General features: G+C 70.0%; 14 protein-coding genes. 5 read left to right on the plus strand and 9 right to left on the minus strand.

The genetic code is table 11. The annotated features are described in order from the left end of the window. Positions 1–19 precede the first annotated feature (19 nt). The 6 genes from AB0B45_RS29985 to AB0B45_RS30010 form a co-directional block, all read right to left on the minus strand. Positions 20–1132 carry a glycosyltransferase family 1 protein gene (locus AB0B45_RS29985; RefSeq protein ID WP_358137210.1) on the minus strand — a complete coding sequence of 371 codons (1113 nt, stop codon included), beginning with the start codon at positions 1130–1132 and terminating at the stop codon, positions 20–22. Between the two features lie 60 nt (positions 1133–1192). Beyond that, positions 1193–2074: a lysylphosphatidylglycerol synthase transmembrane domain-containing protein gene (locus tag AB0B45_RS29990; protein WP_358137213.1), complete on the minus strand. Its 882-nt coding sequence runs from the start codon at positions 2072–2074 to the stop codon at positions 1193–1195. Beyond that, positions 2071–2880, minus strand: coding sequence for a class I SAM-dependent methyltransferase (locus AB0B45_RS29995; RefSeq protein WP_358137216.1), 810 nt, complete (start codon positions 2878–2880; stop codon positions 2071–2073). Before AB0B45_RS29995 ends, AB0B45_RS29990 begins: the two co-directional genes overlap by 4 nt. Positions 2881–2895: 15 nt before the next feature. Continuing rightward, complete coding sequence (locus AB0B45_RS30000; protein WP_358137219.1) at positions 2896–3951, minus strand: glycosyltransferase family 4 protein; 1056 nt, start codon at positions 3949–3951, stop codon at positions 2896–2898. Then, positions 3948–4841: a glycosyltransferase family 2 protein gene (locus AB0B45_RS30005; RefSeq protein WP_358137221.1), complete on the minus strand. Its 894-nt coding sequence runs from the start codon at positions 4839–4841 to the stop codon at positions 3948–3950. The genes AB0B45_RS30000 and AB0B45_RS30005 overlap by 4 nt, the downstream gene beginning before the upstream one ends. Before the next feature lie 106 nt (positions 4842–4947). Beyond that, the gene (locus AB0B45_RS30010; protein WP_358137224.1) at positions 4948–6933 is read right to left on the minus strand and encodes a hypothetical protein; all 1986 of its coding nucleotides are present in this window, start codon (positions 6931–6933) and stop codon (positions 4948–4950) included. Positions 6934–7160: 227 nt separating this feature from the next. Here AB0B45_RS30010 and AB0B45_RS30015 point away from each other — a divergent pair, with 227 nt between their 5' ends. The 5 genes from AB0B45_RS30015 to AB0B45_RS30035 all read left to right on the plus strand — a co-directional run bounded on the left by AB0B45_RS30015 (position 7161) and on the right by AB0B45_RS30035 (position 13797). Beyond that, the gene (locus AB0B45_RS30015; RefSeq protein WP_358137227.1) at positions 7161–8573 is read left to right on the plus strand and encodes a hypothetical protein; all 1413 of its coding nucleotides are present in this window, start codon (positions 7161–7163) and stop codon (positions 8571–8573) included. A gap of 244 nt (positions 8574–8817) precedes the next feature. Then, on the plus strand, positions 8818–10437 hold the full coding sequence (locus tag AB0B45_RS30020) for an LCP family protein (RefSeq protein ID WP_358137229.1): 1620 nt from the start codon (positions 8818–8820) through the stop codon (positions 10435–10437). A gap of 256 nt (positions 10438–10693) precedes the next feature. Beyond that, entirely contained in the window at positions 10694–11968 is a 1275-nt protein-coding gene (locus AB0B45_RS30025) for an acyltransferase family protein (RefSeq protein WP_358137232.1), read from the plus strand. 57 nt (positions 11969–12025) lie between these two features. Next, entirely contained in the window at positions 12026–12988 is a 963-nt protein-coding gene (locus AB0B45_RS30030; protein ID WP_358137235.1) for a glycosyltransferase, read from the plus strand. An 86-nt stretch (positions 12989–13074) separates the two neighbouring features. Next, the gene (locus AB0B45_RS30035) at positions 13075–13797 is read left to right on the plus strand and encodes an acetoacetate decarboxylase family protein (protein ID WP_358137238.1); all 723 of its coding nucleotides are present in this window, start codon (positions 13075–13077) and stop codon (positions 13795–13797) included. A gap of 7 nt (positions 13798–13804) precedes the next feature. Here the strand turns inward: AB0B45_RS30035 and AB0B45_RS30040 are convergent, their stop codons facing one another. From AB0B45_RS30040 to AB0B45_RS30050, 3 genes are all read right to left on the minus strand, one after another. Continuing rightward, entirely contained in the window at positions 13805–14689 is an 885-nt protein-coding gene (locus AB0B45_RS30040) for a glycosyltransferase (protein ID WP_358137305.1), read from the minus strand. 181 nt (positions 14690–14870) lie between these two features. Further along, complete coding sequence (locus tag AB0B45_RS30045; RefSeq protein WP_358137241.1) at positions 14871–15638, minus strand: CDP-alcohol phosphatidyltransferase family protein; 768 nt, start codon at positions 15636–15638, stop codon at positions 14871–14873. Continuing rightward, positions 15616–16656, minus strand: a complete 1041-nt coding sequence (locus AB0B45_RS30050) for an iron-containing alcohol dehydrogenase family protein (RefSeq protein ID WP_358137308.1) — start codon at positions 16654–16656, stop codon at positions 15616–15618. Before AB0B45_RS30050 ends, AB0B45_RS30045 begins: the two co-directional genes overlap by 23 nt. Positions 16657–16658: the final 2 nt, after the last annotated feature.

Consider the following 16658-nt stretch of genomic DNA (forward strand, 5'->3'; position numbering starts at 1 on the left):
ACCCCGTGAGGTTACCCAACTATTCGACCGCGCGTTGATAGGACAACAGATGTGCCTGGGCCGAGGCGTCCCAGCTGAATTCCTTCGCTCTGGCCAGGCCTGCCGCCGTCAGCTGCGCGCGCCGTTCGGCCGAGGCCAGCAGCTGCCCGAGCGCGTCGGCGATGCTGTCGGGATCGGGCTCGGTGTAGGCGACGGCGTCGCCGCCCACCTCGGGCAGCGAGGCGCGGTGCGTGGTGAGCACTGGCGCCCCGCAGGCCATCGCCTCCAGGACCGGCAGCCCGAACCCTTCGCCCACGGAGGGGAAGGCCACGACGAGCGCGCCTCCGAGGAAGCCCGGCAGGTCGGAATAGGACAGATAGCCGGGCCTGACCACCTTGACCGTCGCCGGCACCTCGCTGACGGCCGCGTCGACGTCGAACTCGTGGATGCCGCCGCCGAGCACCAGCGCGGGTGGGTCCTCCAGCCCTTCGACGGCTCTGGCGAAGCCTCTGATCAGGTTCGGCACGTTCTTGCGCGGCTCCAGCTCGCCGAGGAAGGCGACGTACGGCCGGCCGTGCAGCGCCAGCCGGTCGGCCACCCGCCTGGTCTCCACCTCGTTCGGCGCGTGGAAGATCGTGTGGTCGACGCCGTGGTAGGCGACGTCGATCCTGGTCGGGTCGGCGGCCAGCACCCTGATCAGCTCGTCCCTCGTCGCCTTCGACGGCACGATCACGCGCTTGGCGTGCCGTACGGCGGTGCGGGTGGCCGACCGGAAGAAGACGGAGGACTGCTGTTCAGGCTCGCTGAACCACGTGACGTCGTGCACGGTCACCACGGTCGGCAGGCCAGGCCGCAGCGGGATCGAGTAGTAGGGCGCGTGGATCACCTGCGCGCCCACCCGCTGGGCGATCAGCGGCACCCCGGTCTGCTCCCACGCCAGCCTGGCCGCCCGGTTGGTGATGGCGACAGGGCCCGGCACCACCCGCGCCGACGGCGCGATCCTGCCGTACCTGTCGGCGTCGGCTCGTTGACACACCACGCTCACGTCGGCGCCCGCTCGGTGGAGTCCACCGAGCAGCCCATCGACATACCTGTTCAGCGCGCCACGATCGGCCGGCACGGCGGCCGCGTCGATGAGCACTCGAGGTATCACGAAAGATCCCTCCCCTGAAGACCCTCGCCTGTCCCCAACCCTACGACCCCGTGGGAAGAATCACACGGAATTGCGGTCCACAGCGGCCTTCGCCGCGGCGCCCGCCACGGCGGCGCAGATCAGGTCACCCAGGATGATCACCATGCGGGAGCACAGCGCGAGTGCGATCGCCGAGCCGCGGTCGAGCACGGGCGACATCACCGCCACCATGGCCGCCTCCCGCACCCCCGCTCCCGCGGGCACGACGAAGGTCATGATGCCCAGGCACCAGGTCAGCGCGAACGCGCCGATGGAGAACAGCAGCCCGCCCGACGCGCCCATGTCGGAGGCCAGCAGGTGGAGGTGCACGCCGTAGGCGCACCAGCCGAGCACCGCCCACGCCAGCGCGGTCAGCATGCCCTTACGGGTGAGCGGCCGCTCGAGCGGCTCGCGCTTGAGCCTGCGCAACCCGAAGCCGATCAACGAGTTGATCACCTTGGGCTCCAGGAGCACGGCGAGCACGGGGATGAGCAGCAACGCCCAGCCGAAGCGGTCCCAGCCGAGCGTGACCATCGTGACCAGCAGCCCCGTGGCCAGCTGGATGGGCATCATCAGGAAGAACGCCGCCGCGCTGCGCGTGCGCGGCACGCCGAGGTCCTTGCCCATCTCCATCTGGGCGAGCATCGGCCAGACCGTGCCGGGGATGTACTTGCCGAGCTGACCGACGAAGAACACCTTCGCCGCGGGTCTGAGCCGCAGCGGGGAGCCCAGATCGGCCAGCAGGGTGCGCCACGTCAGCATGGCGGCCAGCAGGGCGGCGACCACCGAGACGAGCGAGCCCGCCAGCATCGGCCAGGTCAGTCTGGAGAACCCGGCGACGACGGCGTCCCACTGCGAGGCGACGACCCAGGTGCCGAACCCGAGCGCGACCAGCAGGAAGCCGAGGCGTACCGCCTTCTTCACAGGCGCTCCGGCGGCTGCGGGAGCGCGGCCCCCGCGGGGGTGCGCGGCCGCTTGGTCGCCACCCACAGGTAGGTGGGCACCAGCGGGAGCATCAGCTTGAGCACGGCCCGTGGAGTCCTGGCCAGCACGGTCCTGACGAGCTTGCCGAGCAGCCCGGGGAACAGCTCACCGCCGGCGAACGCCGTGGGCGAGGCCAGCACGGGGAAGGTGTAGTCCCAGACGTGGAAGGCGCGGGTCATCCGCCGCAGGCCTCGCCTGGTGCGGTAGCGCTCGTAGTAGTGGTCGGCCCTGCCGAAGGCGCGGACGTAGCGGTCGGCCAGCGCCGGCGGCAGGTAGGACAGGAACGGCAGCTTGTAGTGCGGCTCCATGATGCCGAGCTTGTTGCCGAGGCCCAGGTAGAGGACGCCGTCGTCGGACAGCACCCGGTGCATCTCGGCCACGACCGCGTCGGGGTCGACGACGTGCTCGTAGATGTGGTTGAAGACCAGCACGTCGATCGAGCCGTCAGGGAAGGGCAGCGCGGTGCCGTCGCCGCAGATGAACGCCACGCGCTTGCCGAACCTGTCGGCGGCCTTGCGCAGGCCGGGCACGTCGATGTCGATGCCCAGGGTGTGCTCGGCGCCCGCCCCGGCCAGCTCGTCGGCGATGAACCCGGCCGAGCAGCCGACGTCGCCGACGGTGAGCCCGTCGAGCGGCCCGTTGAAGTGCTCCAGCACCGCGATGATCTTCGCGGCCTTGCGCCGGCGTTTGGCCTCGTCGAGCATCGCCGACTGGAACTCGGAGTACGCCAGCTGCTTTTCCCTCACCACACCCGCATCCTCTCAGGCCCTGAGCAGTGCGTCGGTGTAGTCGCTCCAGTAGGGCTCGGGATCGACGGCCCGCACGCCCGCGCGCAACCGCTCGGGATCCTCGTAGAAGCGCTCGATCGCCTTGCGCAACGCCTCGACGTCACCCGGCTCGACCAGCAGCCCGTCGACGCCGTCGCGGACGTGGTCGGCCAGCGCGCCCACCCGCGTCGCGATCACCGGCACCCCGTGCTCGTGGCCCAGCCAGACGTTCTGGCTGGCCGTGGCGCTCCTGTACGGCAGGACGAGCGCGTCGGCCCCGGCGAACAGCGCCGGCACGTCGGCGGCGGCGACGTAGCCGGGCCTGAGCTCGACCCTGTCGCCGATGCCCAGCTCGGCGATCAGCTCCTTGGTCTGCTCGATCCCGCCCCAGAACTCTCCGGCCACGGTCAGCGAGACACCCTCGGGCAGCGCCCTGAGCAGCAGGTCGAGCCCCTTGTAGGGGCGGACGATGCCGAAGAACAGCAGCCTGTTGCCGATGCCCTCGCCCCTGGCCTCGCTCTTGGCGGGCAGGTGCGGGGGCAGCGCCACCGTGCTGACCGGCTTGCCCGTCAGCGTCCTCGCCAGACCGGCCTGCTGCTCGGAATGGGTCAGCACAGCGTCGACCCGCTTCAGCAGCGCCCTCATCAGCGGCTCGTCCCAAGGCTTGCGCTCGTGCGGCAGCACGTTGTGGCAGAGCGCCACCACCCTGACCTTGCGGGCGATGCCGTACAGGATGCCGAGGTAAGGGGGCACCTGCACCGGGCTGAGCACGGCCAGGATCACCAGGTCGGCGCTCCTGAACCGGCGCCCGGCCGCCACCCAGCCGTCGGGCCTGCGCCAGTCGAGCTTCCTGCGCGTCTTCGGGTACGGCTCGCCCTCGGGAACGTCGATCGTCTGCTGTCCCGGGTAGAGGAAGGACGGGTACTGCGCCTTCCACGACTCGATCACCACGTCGTGGCCCATGGCCGCGAGCCGGTGCGCCAGCTCGGTGGTGTGCTGCGCGCCGCCTCCCTTGTAGGGGTGGGTCGGGCCGACGATCGCGATCCTCATTCGCCGCGCGACCTCACGATCAGGTCGGCCAGCAGCGCCACCGAACCGATCAGCATGCCGGACAGGAAGATCACGATGGTGTTGCTGGTGAGGTAGAAGCCGTAGCGGGCCACGTCGAAGACACCCTTGGCCAGGCCGATGACCACCAGCCACAGCGCGGGCGGCATGAGCACCTTGAGCGGGTTGAAGTACATCACCATCCGCAGCACCTGCAGGATGTAGCGGTAGGCGTCGCTGATGAAGCTGAACTTGGACTTGCCTGCCCGCTTGGCGTAGTCGATCGGCAGGTAGTAGACGTCGTGCTGGTTCGACAGGAACGACAGCGTGATCGTCGTGACGCACGAGAAGCCGGGGGGCAGCAGCCTGAGGTACGGCTTGGCCACCGACTTGCGGAACGCGCGCAACCCCGAGTTGAGGTCCGGGATCTTCTGCCCCGCGAGCTTCTCGGCGATCTTGCGGATCACCCACTTGGCGGGCACCCGCAGCAGCTTGTGCGAGCCCTCCTCCGTGGTCCTCGCGCCCACGACCTGGTCGACCGTCTGGTCCTTCTCCAGGATCTGGACCAGCTCGGGGATCCGCTCGTTCGGGTAGGTCATGTCGGCGTCGGTCCACACGACGATCTCGCCGCGCGCCTCCTGGGTGCCGATCCTGCGGACCGTGCCCGAGCCCCCGTTGCGGTGGAAGGCGCGGATGCGCATGTGCGGGAACCGCGGGGCCGCCTCGTGCAGCCTGGCGAGCGTCGCGTCCGTCGAGCAGTCGTCGACCGTGACGAGCTCGTAGGTGTAGCCGCTCGAGTCCATCGCCTTGGTGATGCGTTCGACCTCGTCGATGACGTGGTCCTGCTCGTTGTAGCAGGGCAGGACGATCGTGACGTACGGCGTAGCTTCCACAGCGGATCCAGTCTCGGGGGGCTCAAGCGTGCTCACGTGGGACGAGGTTACCGTCAGATGGAATGTGATCGTGGCTGAGCGGACATCCTGCCCTGCCTCTCCGGGCTTACACCGGCAGCGTCATCCACACGTCCACCTGCAGGCGCCACGTGCCGTTCGGCGGCTCGACGAGGGAGCGCTCGTCCTGGCGCGTGTTGAGGTCGATCACCTGTAGCGGCGCGCCGTAGGGGGTGAGCTGGCCGGCCTCCGCGGCCAGCAGCACAGGCGTGCGGCCCACGGCGCGGATCCGGTCGACGAGGCGGCGGACGTCGCCCGCCGCGGCCACGTCGCCCGCCGTCCTGCGCACCTGTGCCGTGGGAACGCCGCAGGTGCCGCGCACGACCTGGGTGAAGCGCTCGCCGGTGACGCGCTCGACGATCAGCACGGAGGCGTCGGAGGGGATCCGCGCGCACAGCCCCGCGACGGCGGCGCGCTCGCCCCGTTCGACGGGAGTGAAGGCGGTGCCGATGGAGGTGATCGCGACGGGCACGAGGACCAGCACGGTGGCGGCCGCGGCGAACCAGCGCGTGCCGTACCCGAGCCTGCGCAGCTTGTCGCGCGACCACGCCAGCCCCCAGACGGCCAGCATGATCAGGCCGGGGATGACGACGGGTACCAGGCGGCGGGCGGCCCACGGGTGGTCGGGCGTGATCTCGGGCCGCAGCAGCGTGGTGACGGTGGTCCAGCCGACGATGGCCAGCGGGAGCAGCCACTCGAAGGCGGCGCCGCCACGCAGCAACCGCCTGACCAGCACGGCCGCTGCGAGCGTCGCGAACACGACGACGGGGACGCCCACGTACCAGACCACCCAGTAAAGGGAGTCCTCGAAGTAGAGGCGGGTGCCGTCGACGGGCAGGCCGTTGGACTTCTGCGTCGCCTCCAGGAACTGGTAGGTGAGCCAGTCGTCGTCTGTGGCCGGGGTCCTGCGCACCGTCTGGACCCATGGGCGTACGGCGAGGCCGAGCATGACGAGCGCGACCAGGGCCGCGCCGATCTCGGGCAGCCGCCCGGGCAGGCGGACGCGGGCAAGACGGCCCGCCAGCGCCGTCCCCACGGCGGTCAGGACCAGGACCGCGACGCAGATCAGCAGCAGCGGCCACACCGAACGGGACAGATAGGCGAGGTAGGGGCCCGCGAACACCCACGCCGCGACGAACCCGAGCCCCACGCCGACGGCCAGCCCGGCCAGCAGGGAGAAGCCGCGCCGCAGCGCGATGAGCAGCCCGCCGAAGGCGAGCACCGGCAGCACGTCACGCAGCGCGTCGATGCGCACCAGCACGGCCAGCCCGAACACCAGCCCCGCCACGGCCGTCTCCCACCTGCCGCGGGCGTCGTGGAGGAGGGCGATCCCGCCGAAGATCAGGATGAGGGAGGGGATCTCGCTGAACGTGGCCCGCGAGGTGTAGAGGATCGGCATGCTGATCGCGAAGGTGAGCGCGGCGAGCACGGCCCAGCGGCCCCCCGCGAGCCTCGCGACGGCCCCCGCCAGGACGAGGACCGCGAACGCCCCGAGCACGGGAGGCGCGAACAGCAGGCCGCCCAGCCACTCCCCCGCCGCGAACAGCATCGGCGGGCCCGGCAGGAACTGCGGGACGACCGCGCCGGCCGAGTCGTAGAAGCCCATGCTGTCGAAGCGGAGCGCCAGGTCGGGGCCGCCGAACGCCTCGACCTGCTGTGGGATGGGCAGGGAGCCGTGCCTGGCGATCCAGATGGCGTACTGGGCGTAGGTGGCGGGGTCGCGGCGGACGATGAGCTGCTCGCTGTGCAGGATCGCGTTGAAGAGCAGTGAGCCCAGGGCGACGCCGGCGACTCCGGTGACCTGCCAGGCGGTGGCGTCGAGCTCGGCTCGCCCGGTGAGCGTGGTCCTGCACAGGACCGCGGTGATCAGCGCGCCGAGGACCAGGGTGGGCAGGGGGTGGAACCAGCCTGCGAGCAGGAGCGGGAGCCCGGCCAGAAGCCAGCCGGCCACGGCGAGGACGGGCAGCAGGGAGACGACGGCGAGCACCCTGCCCGCCGACGGTCTGCGCGTGTGATCGAGCCAGGCGAGTCGCATCGGTGATCGGGAGGCTATCCAACCGGACCGGCATCGCGCTTGTCGCGGCCGGTGGCGCCGGCCCCTCGGGAGGCGGAGGCACGAGCTTCAGGGAGGAGGAGCGGGAGCGCGGGTTCGCGGGAGTGAGGGGCGGCGGGAGCCGGTAGCGTACGGCTGGCGTCGGGGTGCCGCCCGGCCGGTGGGTGCGGGGTCGGGGACGGAGGGCACGCGGGGTGGAGACCGGGCTGATGGCCTGGACGCGACGACTGGCCCAGGCCACGCGCGACGCGGCCGCGACGGCGTGGAAGCGGGCGGGCCCCGTGGCGAGGCGGCACCGCTGGTTCCTGACCGTCTTCGGGCTGGGCGCCCTCCTGCGGGCGATCACGATGGTGGGCTACCGGCCCGCGCTGTGGTTCCCCGACTCCTACACCTACGTCGTCACCGTCTTCCATCCCCGCCCCGACCTGGTGCGTCCCGCGGGCTACTCCCTCTTCCTCAAGCTCCTGCAGCCCTTCCACAGCTTCGGCGCCGTCACCGTCGTCCAGCACCTGCTCGGCCTGGCCACCGGCGTCCTCGTCTACGTGGCCGCCCGCAGAGCCACCCGCAGGGTCCCGAGGTGGGCGGCCACGCTTGCCGCCACTCCCGTGCTGCTCGACGCCTACCAGATCGAGCTGGAGCACCTGCTGGTCTCCGACGCGCTGTTCACGTTCCTGGTGGTCGCGGCCGTGGTCCTGGCGATCCGCAGGAACCTCACCTGGCGTACGGCTCTGGCCATCGGGCTGCTGCTGGCCTGCGCCTCCCTCACCAGGACCGTCGGCCAGCCGCTCGTCGTGGTCCTCGGCGCGTGGCTGCTGCTGCGCGGAAGGATCGCTCTCGCGGGCATCATGGCCGCCGCCGCGCTCCTTCCCGTGGTCGCCTACGGCGGCTGGTTCTACGCCACCTACGACCGGGTCGGCATCGTAGGCGCGAACGGCGTCTTCCTCTACGCCCGCACCATGTCGTTCGCCGACTGCGCGCGGATGGACCCGCCCGCCGATCTGGCCGTGCTGTGCGACCCCCGTCCCCCGCGGGACCGGCCGCCGTCGCAGGAGTACATCTGGGCCCAGGACGCGCCACTGGTGAAGCTGCCCGGCATCACCTTCTCCAGGGCCAACGACGAGCTGGCGGGCAGGTTCGCGATGCTGGCCGTCCGCAGCCAGCCGCTCGACTACGCGGCCTCGGTCCTGTCGGAGCTGACCCGTACGTTCACCCTGGGCAGGCCGGTCTATCCGGACGCGGAAATCTACGGTTACTACGAGTTTCCTGTGAATCGTCCTGGACCGCCGGGACGTTATCCCGCGCAAGTCGGCGCTGAATTCGCACAAAAATACGAAAATGGCGCCATTGGCACGGACGTTGTGGAGCCGTTCGCCGGATGGATGCGCGCCTACCAGCGCGTGGCCAGCGTGCCGGGCGCCGTCCTCCTGGCCATTCTGCTCGTCCCGCCCGTCGTGGCGATCAGGCGCAGGACCTACCAGGGAGCTTGGCTGCTGCCCTGGTCAACGGCTTGGGTGCTGCTGATCGTGCCGCCGGCCGTGGCCGAGTTCGACTATCGGTACACGCTGCCGGCCGTACCACTCGCATGCCTTGCGGCGGCTCTCTGCACCAGGCCTGTTCCGTAAAATTTTCACTTCTACATTCCATAAAATGTCCGGTTCTGAGTAAGCTCTGGCCTTGGATCATCACGCTCGGGTCACGACCGATTCGGTCGATCATGGCTCCGGCAACGCTTACGGTGACTTAGTCTCGTGGCGCGATGAGCGATCGACCGAGCCAGCATGAGGCGGGCTCCGAATCTCCGGACGAGGAGGCCGTGATGAGCAGGATGCCGAACACGGACTCCACGCCGTCGGGCGAGGGGGTCGTATGAGCAACCACAGGAGTGTCGACGTCCAGGACCGCCTGGTCGCACCCGCCACCCCTGGCTACCGCTCCTCCCGCAGGGCCGCGGCGGCCGCGCCTCCTCCCCCGCCACACCCACCGGACGAGCCCAGGGGCCACAGGAGCGGCGGCGGCGGTCGCAGGCGGCTGAGCGGCATGGCGTGGGCGGGCATCGCGGTGACCGGCCTCATGGTCGCGGGCTCGCTGACCGGCTACACGGTCTACCGCAGCGCGTTCGCCAACATCCACACCGAGGACGTCGACGGCAAGATCCTCAACGCCCGGCCCGTGAACGCCACGGGCGCGCTCAACGTGCTGATCGTCGGCTCCGACACCCGCAAGGGCGAGGGCAACGCCAAGTACGGCAAGATCGACTCGATGCGCGACTCGGGCAAGCGCACCGACACGATGATCCTCATGCACATCTCCCCCGGCAGGGACAAGGCGCAGCTCGTCAGCCTCCCGCGCGACTCGATGGTCGACATCCCCCGATGCAAGAGCGAGGTCAACGGAGCGCCCCTGCCGCCCACCCACGGCATGATCAACTCGGCGTACAACACCGGCGGCATCGCGTGCACGATCACCACGATCGAGACGCTGACAGGCATCCGCGTCGATCACCACGTCGAGGTCGACTTCAACGGCTTCAAGGCCATCGTCGACGCGCTCGAGGGCATCGAGGTCTGCCTCAACACCGCGGTCGACGACAGGAAGTCCAAGCTCAAGCTGCCCAGGGGCAAGTCGACGCTGAACGGCGAGCAGGCCCTCGGCTACGTCCGCCTGCGCGCCTACGGCAACGGCAGTGACCTCGAGCGGATCAAGCGGCAGCAGCTCTTCGCCAGCCAGGTGGTCAAGAAGATCACCACGGGCGGCGTGCTGACCAACCCGGCCAAGCTGATCAGCCTGATCAACGCCGCGGCCTCCTCCGTCACCATGGACAAGGAGCTGGCCACCAACACCGGCAAGCTCCTGGAGATCGCGCAGAGCGCCAGGGCGCTCACCGCCAGCAAGGTACAGTTCTACACGGTCCCGGTCCTGACCGACCCCGCCGACAAGAACCGCGTCATCTGGGACTCGGTCAGGGCGCCGCAGCTCTTCCAGGCGCTCAAGAACGACACCGAGCTCCCCCAGCCGGCCCCGAGCTCCACGGTCAAGAAGGTCGTCCCGAAGGTCGAGCAGGTCAAGATCCAGGTGATCAACGGCACGACCACGCCAGGCAAGGCGGGTGAGGTGGCCAAGCAGCTGTCCGAGCTCGGCTTCCAGGTCGTCGGCACGGGCAACGCCCTCACCCCTGCAGGCACCAGCCAGCCGACCACCAAGCTGCTGTACGGCAAGCGCGACACCCTCGGGCCCGACTACGCCGACGTGCTGGCCGCCAAGCTCTCCGGCACCAAACGTCCCTCCGCCAAGGGCAAGGTCAAGGTCACCAACCCCGCCGCGTTCCCCAGCGGCGGCACGACCCAGACCGTCTCGGACACCGGCGCCGACAAGGCCCCCGTCATCCAGTTGCTGATCGGCGAGGACTTCACGGGAGTCCGCACGGAGATCCCCGACGCCATCAAGGAGACCGGCATCACCGCCGATACCAAGAAGATCTGCGCATAGATCCCGCCGGCGGAGAAACCCCGCCGAAGGGGCGCGGAGCATGCCCTCTTGACTCCTCCCGACAGGCCCCGTCAACCTCCGGATTCCCTGTGGATTCCGCTCGTTTCTCGTGTCTCGAGCGCGACATGGGCCCCACTGACCGTTACTGTTGTCAGACCGCCAACGCGAGTCGGCATCCTGCTAGGCCTCTGCAAGGAGCCGTGGCTACCGTGGCTTTGCGACCCCCGGCCCCGACAGATAGCTGAGCGTCTCTACCGTGAGTGACTCCCGATCGTCCTTCCCGGTTCCGGCCAACAGGAGCAACGGCACGAGAAGCGCCGCCTCCGAGGCGCCACCTGCCGAGACGGAGAGGCCGGGCGCCCCGTGGCCATCGCCCGATCAGGGCTCACCGCGGCAGGGCCCGCCGCAGGGCTCGGCGCAGCAGGGCTCGGTGTGGGGCGAGCAGCCGGCGGAGGCCTCCTTCTGGGGCTCGCTCGCCACCCAGGACCGCCCGGAGGAGCAGACCGGGGAGGAAGAGGAGTCGAAGCCGGCGCCGCGCAAGCGCGAGCCGTACCTCGACAACGTCAAGTTCCTGCTGATCGCGCTCGTGGTCATGGGCCACTCGCTGGTGCCCACGCTCAACGCCGACTCCTCCAAGGCGCTCTACGTCTTCATCTACACCTTCCACATGCCGCTGTTCGTCATCGTCAGCGGCTACCTGTCCAGAAACTTCTGGAACTCCAACGCCAAGACCAACAAGCTGGTCGACACCTTCGTCGTGCCGTACGTGATCGTGGAGGTCGGCTACGCGGCGCTGCGCTTCTCCCTCGGGGAGAAGTGGAGCCTGACGATCATCGACCCGGCCTGGCTGAACTGGTACCTGCTCGCGCTGCTGTTCTGGCGGCTGTCCACGCCGGTGTGGAAGCGGATGAAGCAGCCGATCCCGGTGGCCATCGCGATCTACCTGTTCGCCGGGTTCTCGCAGATCTCGGGCGACTTCAGCATGGACCGCTTCTTCGGCCTGCTGCCGTTCTTCGTGATCGGCCTGGTGATGCAGCCCGAGCACTTCGAGATGCTCAACCGCACCTGGGTCAAGGTCCTCGGGGCCGTGACGCTGGCGGGCGCGGCCGGAGTGGCGATCTACATCGGGCTCGGCAAGTGGTCGCTGAAGCCGTTCTACTTCAAGCACAGCTACCAGGACATGGACCTGTCCTGGTACATGGGCCTCGGGCTGCGCGCGGGTCTGCTGCTGGCCTCGCTGGCGATGTGCTTCGCGTTCCTCGCGCTGGTGCCGCGCGGCGAGACCTGGTTCACCGACCTCGGCACCCGCACGCTCTACTGCTACCTGCTCCACGGCATCCCCGTGCTGATCGCCAAGGAGATGGGCTGGCTCGACTTCCCCTGGCTGCACGGGCCGCTGGGCGTGCTGGCGATCAGCACCAGCGCGTTCGCCCTGGCCATCGTGCTGTGCCTGCCCGAAACCCGCACGGTCTTCAAGTGGGTGCTCGAGCCGCGCCTGACATGGCTCTACCGCCGTCCGTCAGGAAGTTAAACGGCAGTTCCCCCCACATTCACGCACGTGATGGCATAGCCACGCACCATCACATTTATGCGCGTTTGCGTCGCCACCACCCTTCACCATCCCGAGGACGCCCGGATCATGCACCGGCAGATCAGGGCGCTGCTCGACGCGGGCCACGAGGTGACCTACGTCGCTCCTTTCACCCACTTCAACGTGACCCCCGTGCCGCCGATCACCGCGATCGACGTCAGGCGGGGCGGCATGCCGCGCGCCGCGCTCAGGCGCGGCGCCAGGGACGCCGACCTGCTGATCGTGCACGAGCCCGAGCTGCTGCTCGCGCTGCCGATCCGGCATCCGCCCGTCGTGCTCGACACCCGCGATGAGCCCAGGGGGCCGATGGGCCGCAGGCTCGTCGCCAGGGCGGAGCGGCTTCACCACGTGCTCGAGCCCGCCGCCGCCGAGGCCACCCAGGCCGCAGCGGAGCCGCCGCCGCCCGGCGACACCAGGATCGTCCACATCGGGCGGCTGACCACCGACAAGGGTGTGCGCGAGCTCATCGACCTCGCGCAGCGGCTGGTGCCCCACGGGATCAGGCTCGACCTCATCGGGGCCGCCGACCGCGAAGTCAGGCCCATCCTGCGGGACGCACAGCGGGTGGGGTTGCTGGACTGGTTCGGCTACGTGCCCAATCGCCACGCCCTGCGCATGGCCGAGGGCGCCCTCGCGGGGGTCTGCCTGTGGCACCGGCCTTCCGTCAGGCCGCCCACCAAGGTCCTCGACTACATGGGCCGCGGTGTGCCCGTCGTCACGACCCCCGTGGCGGCCGCTGTGGTGGAGCAGGCGGGATGCGGCTCGGTCGTGCCGTACCGGGATGTCGACGCGACCCTGGAGGCGGTGCTGGACCTCAAGGAGGACCCCGCACGGCGCGCGAGGCTGGGCGCCGCGGGCAACACGATCGCCCGCCTCCACCACCACTGGCCCGACCAGGCCACGGCCTTCGTGGCGCGCCTGGAGCAGTGGGCGGGCGTCACCCACGAGCTCGCCGTCTGACCTCGCGCCCCGTTCTTCAAGGCGTTTCGACTGTCACATCAGCTGAAGACATGGACGGCGGCCGGATGGTCACATGTACTGGAGTCATGGCTTCGCATCTGATCCAGGGCCGGACGATCACCATGCCCGTGAGGGTGACCGACGCCACCGTCTGCAGTGCCATGTACCCGGTCCGTGCCGACGCGGCCCGCGCGGTGATCGCCTACTCGGGGCTCGACGTCGCCGAGGTCCTGCCCGGCAAGGCCATCTGCACGCTGGTGTTCGTCGAGTACCGTGACAGCGACCTGGACTCCTACCACGAGTTCGGCGTCGCCTTCCTGGTGCGGCCGCCCGGCGGCCCCCGCTCGCGCGCCGCGGGGCCCGCCACGCTCAGATCGGCGGGCGCCTTCATCCACTGGCTGCCCGTGGACCAGGGCTTCACGCTGGAGGCGGGGCGGACGATCTGGGGCTTCCCCAAGGAGCTGGCCGACATCGAGCTGCGCCTGTCGTCGCCCTACAAGCGCTGCATCCTGCGCAAGGACGGGCGGCTGGTCATCGACATGCTGGTGAAACCGGGAGTGCCGGTGCCGGTCGCGGCGGCGGCGACGCCGCTGACGGCGTACACGCACCTGGACGGGGTCACCCGCAGGGTTCCCGCCAAGATGTGGGCCAGGGGGATGCGCGTGCGCCCGGGAGGGGCGCTCCTGCGCCTGGGCAACCATCCCGTCGCCAAGGAGCTCAGCGAGCTGGGGATGCCGAAGCGGGCGCTGATGTCGACGACCCTGCGGGCGTCCATGACCTTCGGTGCGGCCGGCGACGCCCTGACGTAGCGGGACGTCAGACGATCGGGGGACGGCCCAGCTTCACCATGCGCCATGCGGTGCGCCAGGCCATCGGCCTGCGCTCGCCCGCGGGGGTGCGCAGGCCCTCGACGAAGCCCTGGAACCAGGCCCGCAGCGCCACGCCCGAGCGCCGCTCGCGCCAGAGCGTGAGCACCACCCAGTCGAGCAGGTACCAGGCCGCCAGTGGCCACGGCAGGTTGCGCCGCGCCAGCCACACCCTGTTGCGGGCGTTGAGCCGGTAGAACTCCGCGTGCCTGGTCGGCGGCACCTGCGGGTGGTACATGACCGTCTGGGCGTCGTACTCGATCCGGTAGCCCTCGCCCAGCAGCCGCCAGGCCAGGTCGGTCTCCTCGTGCGCGTAGAAGAACCGCTCAGGCAGCCCGCCGACCTGCAGGAACGCCGACCTGCGGATGGCGGAGGCGCCGCCGAGGAAGGTCGTGACGGGCGAGGAGCGCTCGGGATCGCCCGCGCGCAGGCGCGGCACGTGGCGGCGCTGGCCCGTGCCCCCGTCGGGGTCCATCACCCTGAAGGAGATGACGGCGAGGTCTGGCTCGGTGGCGAAACGATCGCGGACGTGCGCGACGACCTTCTGGTTGGCGTACCAGCCGTCGTCGTCCAGGAAGAGCACCACGTCGCCCGAGCACTCCTCGACCCCGCGGTTACGACCCGCGGGAATGCCGGTGTTGTGGGCCAGGCGAACGGTCTTGACGGTCGCGGCAGAGCCCTCGGGCGGTGTCGCCGTCAGCGCGGGCACGTCGGCTCCGTTGCCCACGATGACCACCTCGACGTCGCCGTCGACCTGGTTGAGCGCGGACTCGACCGCCCGGTTCAGCTCGGCGACCCGGTTGCCCATGGTGAGGATGACGCACGAGATCTTCAACGGGTCATCGCCTTGACGCGTCGAGAGCACGAGCGGAGCATTCTTTCATGATCACCGAGTTTGCTGGGGTCTGCCAATATGCGGATTGATGGAGACAAGAGTATCGGAACCGTCAGTGAACCCCCACCGAACAGCGGGCGTCTGATCAATTCGACGGGCGTGGCGCCCTGACGGTTCCGAGTCACGCTAGCCGCCTGGAGGCCAGGATGCTGACCAGATGAAGGATCATTTGAATTCCGGCCGCCGCAGCGCAGGCCACGATGAGCACCTTCGAGGCGGTGAGGTCGCCGAGGACCAGATCGATCACGGCCGCGACCAGCGCGAGCAGTGAGAGCTCGATCGGCTGCACGATCCGGTGGAACTTCGTCGCCCCCAGCACCCGCCGGCCCAGCCCGAGCAGGCCTGATCGGAGCTGCCCTGCGGAGGCCTCGGTGGCGGCCTTCAGACCGCCCTTGGCCCGCGCCACGTCCACGAGGTCGGTCTCGGCCTTGATGAGGATCGCGCCGAGCGCGGCGGCGAACCCCAGCACGGTGTACCAGTCGGGCAGGACGCTCGACGCCCGCCAGCCGAGGCCCGCCAGCAGCGCGGCCTCGGTGAAGTAGGCGCCGATCCGGTCGAGGTAGACGCCGGTCAGCGAGGTCTTACCGGTCCAGCGAGCCAGTTCGCCGTCGGAGCAGTCGAGGAGCAGGTAGACCTGGACGAGCAGGACCGCGCCCACGGCGGCCCACAGTCCGGGCAGCGCGAGCACCACACCCGCCACGATGCCGGCCGCCGTCATCACCCAGGTCAGCTGGTTGGGCGTGACCGACGTCCTGGTCAGCAGCCAGGTGACGCGCAGGGAGAGCCTGCGCATGTAGAGCACGCCGGCCCAGTGCTCGCCGTTCCTGCGCTCCAGGTGGCCAGCGGGCTGGGCGACCGCCCGCAGCTCAGCTACCGAAGGCCCGGACATAGCTCTCCACCCGATCGCGAACCTCTGACTCCGACAGACGCAGGTGCTCGAGGATCGTGTAGCGACCTGGACGGGTGGAAGGCGCCAGCATGACGGCCTCGGTGAACTGTTGGGCGCTGAGGCCGATGTCGCCCGGCGTGACGGGCAGTTGGTGCTGCCTGAGGCAGTTGACCACCTGCGTCAGCCTGGGCTGGTCTTCCCTGAGGAAGAAGCAGAAGGCGGCACCGATCCCGGCGAGCTCGCCGTGGTTGGAGGTGCCGGGAAAGAGCTGATCCACGGCATGAAGGATCTCATGGTCTCCGCCACTGGATGGACGGGATGATCCGGCGATCACCATGGACATCCCGGACAGGATCAGCGACTCCGCCAGCACCGTCAGGAACGCGTCGGACTCGATGGAGTCGGCGCGGCCGATCAGCGCCTCGGCGGAGGTGCGCGCCATCGAGCAGGCCAGGCCGTCGATCGGCTCGCCGCGCTCCACGTTGCCCAGCTGCCAGTCCTCGATCGCCGACAGGTTGCTCACCACGTCGCCCACGCCCGACCTGACGAGAGCGTCGGGCGCCGCGTGGACGAAGTCGAGGTCGACGAGGATGGCCAGCGGCATCGGCACGCCGAAGGAGCCCTTGCCGCCCTCGTAGACCAGCGACGCGGTCGGCGAGCAGATGCCGTCGTGCGAGAGGTTGGTGGCCACGGCCACCATCGGGATCCCCGCCAGCGAGGCGGCGTACTTGGTGGCGTCGATCGTACGGCCGCCGCCCACGCCGACGACCACCTCGTAGGCGCCCTTGCGCAGGTCGGCGCCGAGCGAGACGGCCGCCTCGACCGAGCCGTCGGCGACGCGGAACACCTCGGCCTCGGTGAGGGTCGGGGCGATGAGGCCCTCGATGTGGTCGCCCTGCCCTGGGCCGACCGCCACGGCGACCCTGCCCGAGGTGGCCACCCTGCTGTCGGCCAGCAGCGCGCCGAGCTGCGCGACCGCGCCTCGCCGTACCTCCATGGTGAGAGGTGCGGGCAGCATCC

This window comes from Nonomuraea sp. NPDC049152, from assembly GCF_040648355.1.
In the GTDB taxonomy this organism is placed as follows: domain Bacteria; phylum Actinomycetota; class Actinomycetes; order Streptosporangiales; family Streptosporangiaceae; genus Nonomuraea.

Bases quoted from the DNA above. Each gene is read 5' to 3' on its own strand.
- AB0B45_RS30000 (WP_358137219.1), bottom strand. From the start codon at position 3,951: ATGAGGATCGCGATCGTCGGCCCGACCCACCCCTACAAGGGAGGCGGC.
- AB0B45_RS30010 (WP_358137224.1), bottom strand. From the start codon at position 6,933: ATGCGACTCGCCTGGCTCGATCACACGCGCAGACCGTCGGCGGGCAGG.
- AB0B45_RS30015 (WP_358137227.1), top strand. From the start codon at position 7,161: ATGGCCTGGACGCGACGACTGGCCCAGGCCACGCGCGACGCGGCCGCG.
- AB0B45_RS30020 (WP_358137229.1), top strand. From the start codon at position 8,818: ATGAGCAACCACAGGAGTGTCGACGTCCAGGACCGCCTGGTCGCACCC.
- AB0B45_RS30030 (WP_358137235.1), top strand. From the start codon at position 12,026: ATGCGCGTTTGCGTCGCCACCACCCTTCACCATCCCGAGGACGCCCGG.
- AB0B45_RS30035 (WP_358137238.1), top strand. From the start codon at position 13,075: ATGGCTTCGCATCTGATCCAGGGCCGGACGATCACCATGCCCGTGAGG.
- AB0B45_RS30045 (WP_358137241.1), bottom strand. From the start codon at position 15,638: ATGTCCGGGCCTTCGGTAGCTGAGCTGCGGGCGGTCGCCCAGCCCGCT.
- AB0B45_RS30050 (WP_358137308.1), bottom strand. From the start codon at position 16,656: ATGCTGCCCGCACCTCTCACCATGGAGGTACGGCGAGGCGCGGTCGCG.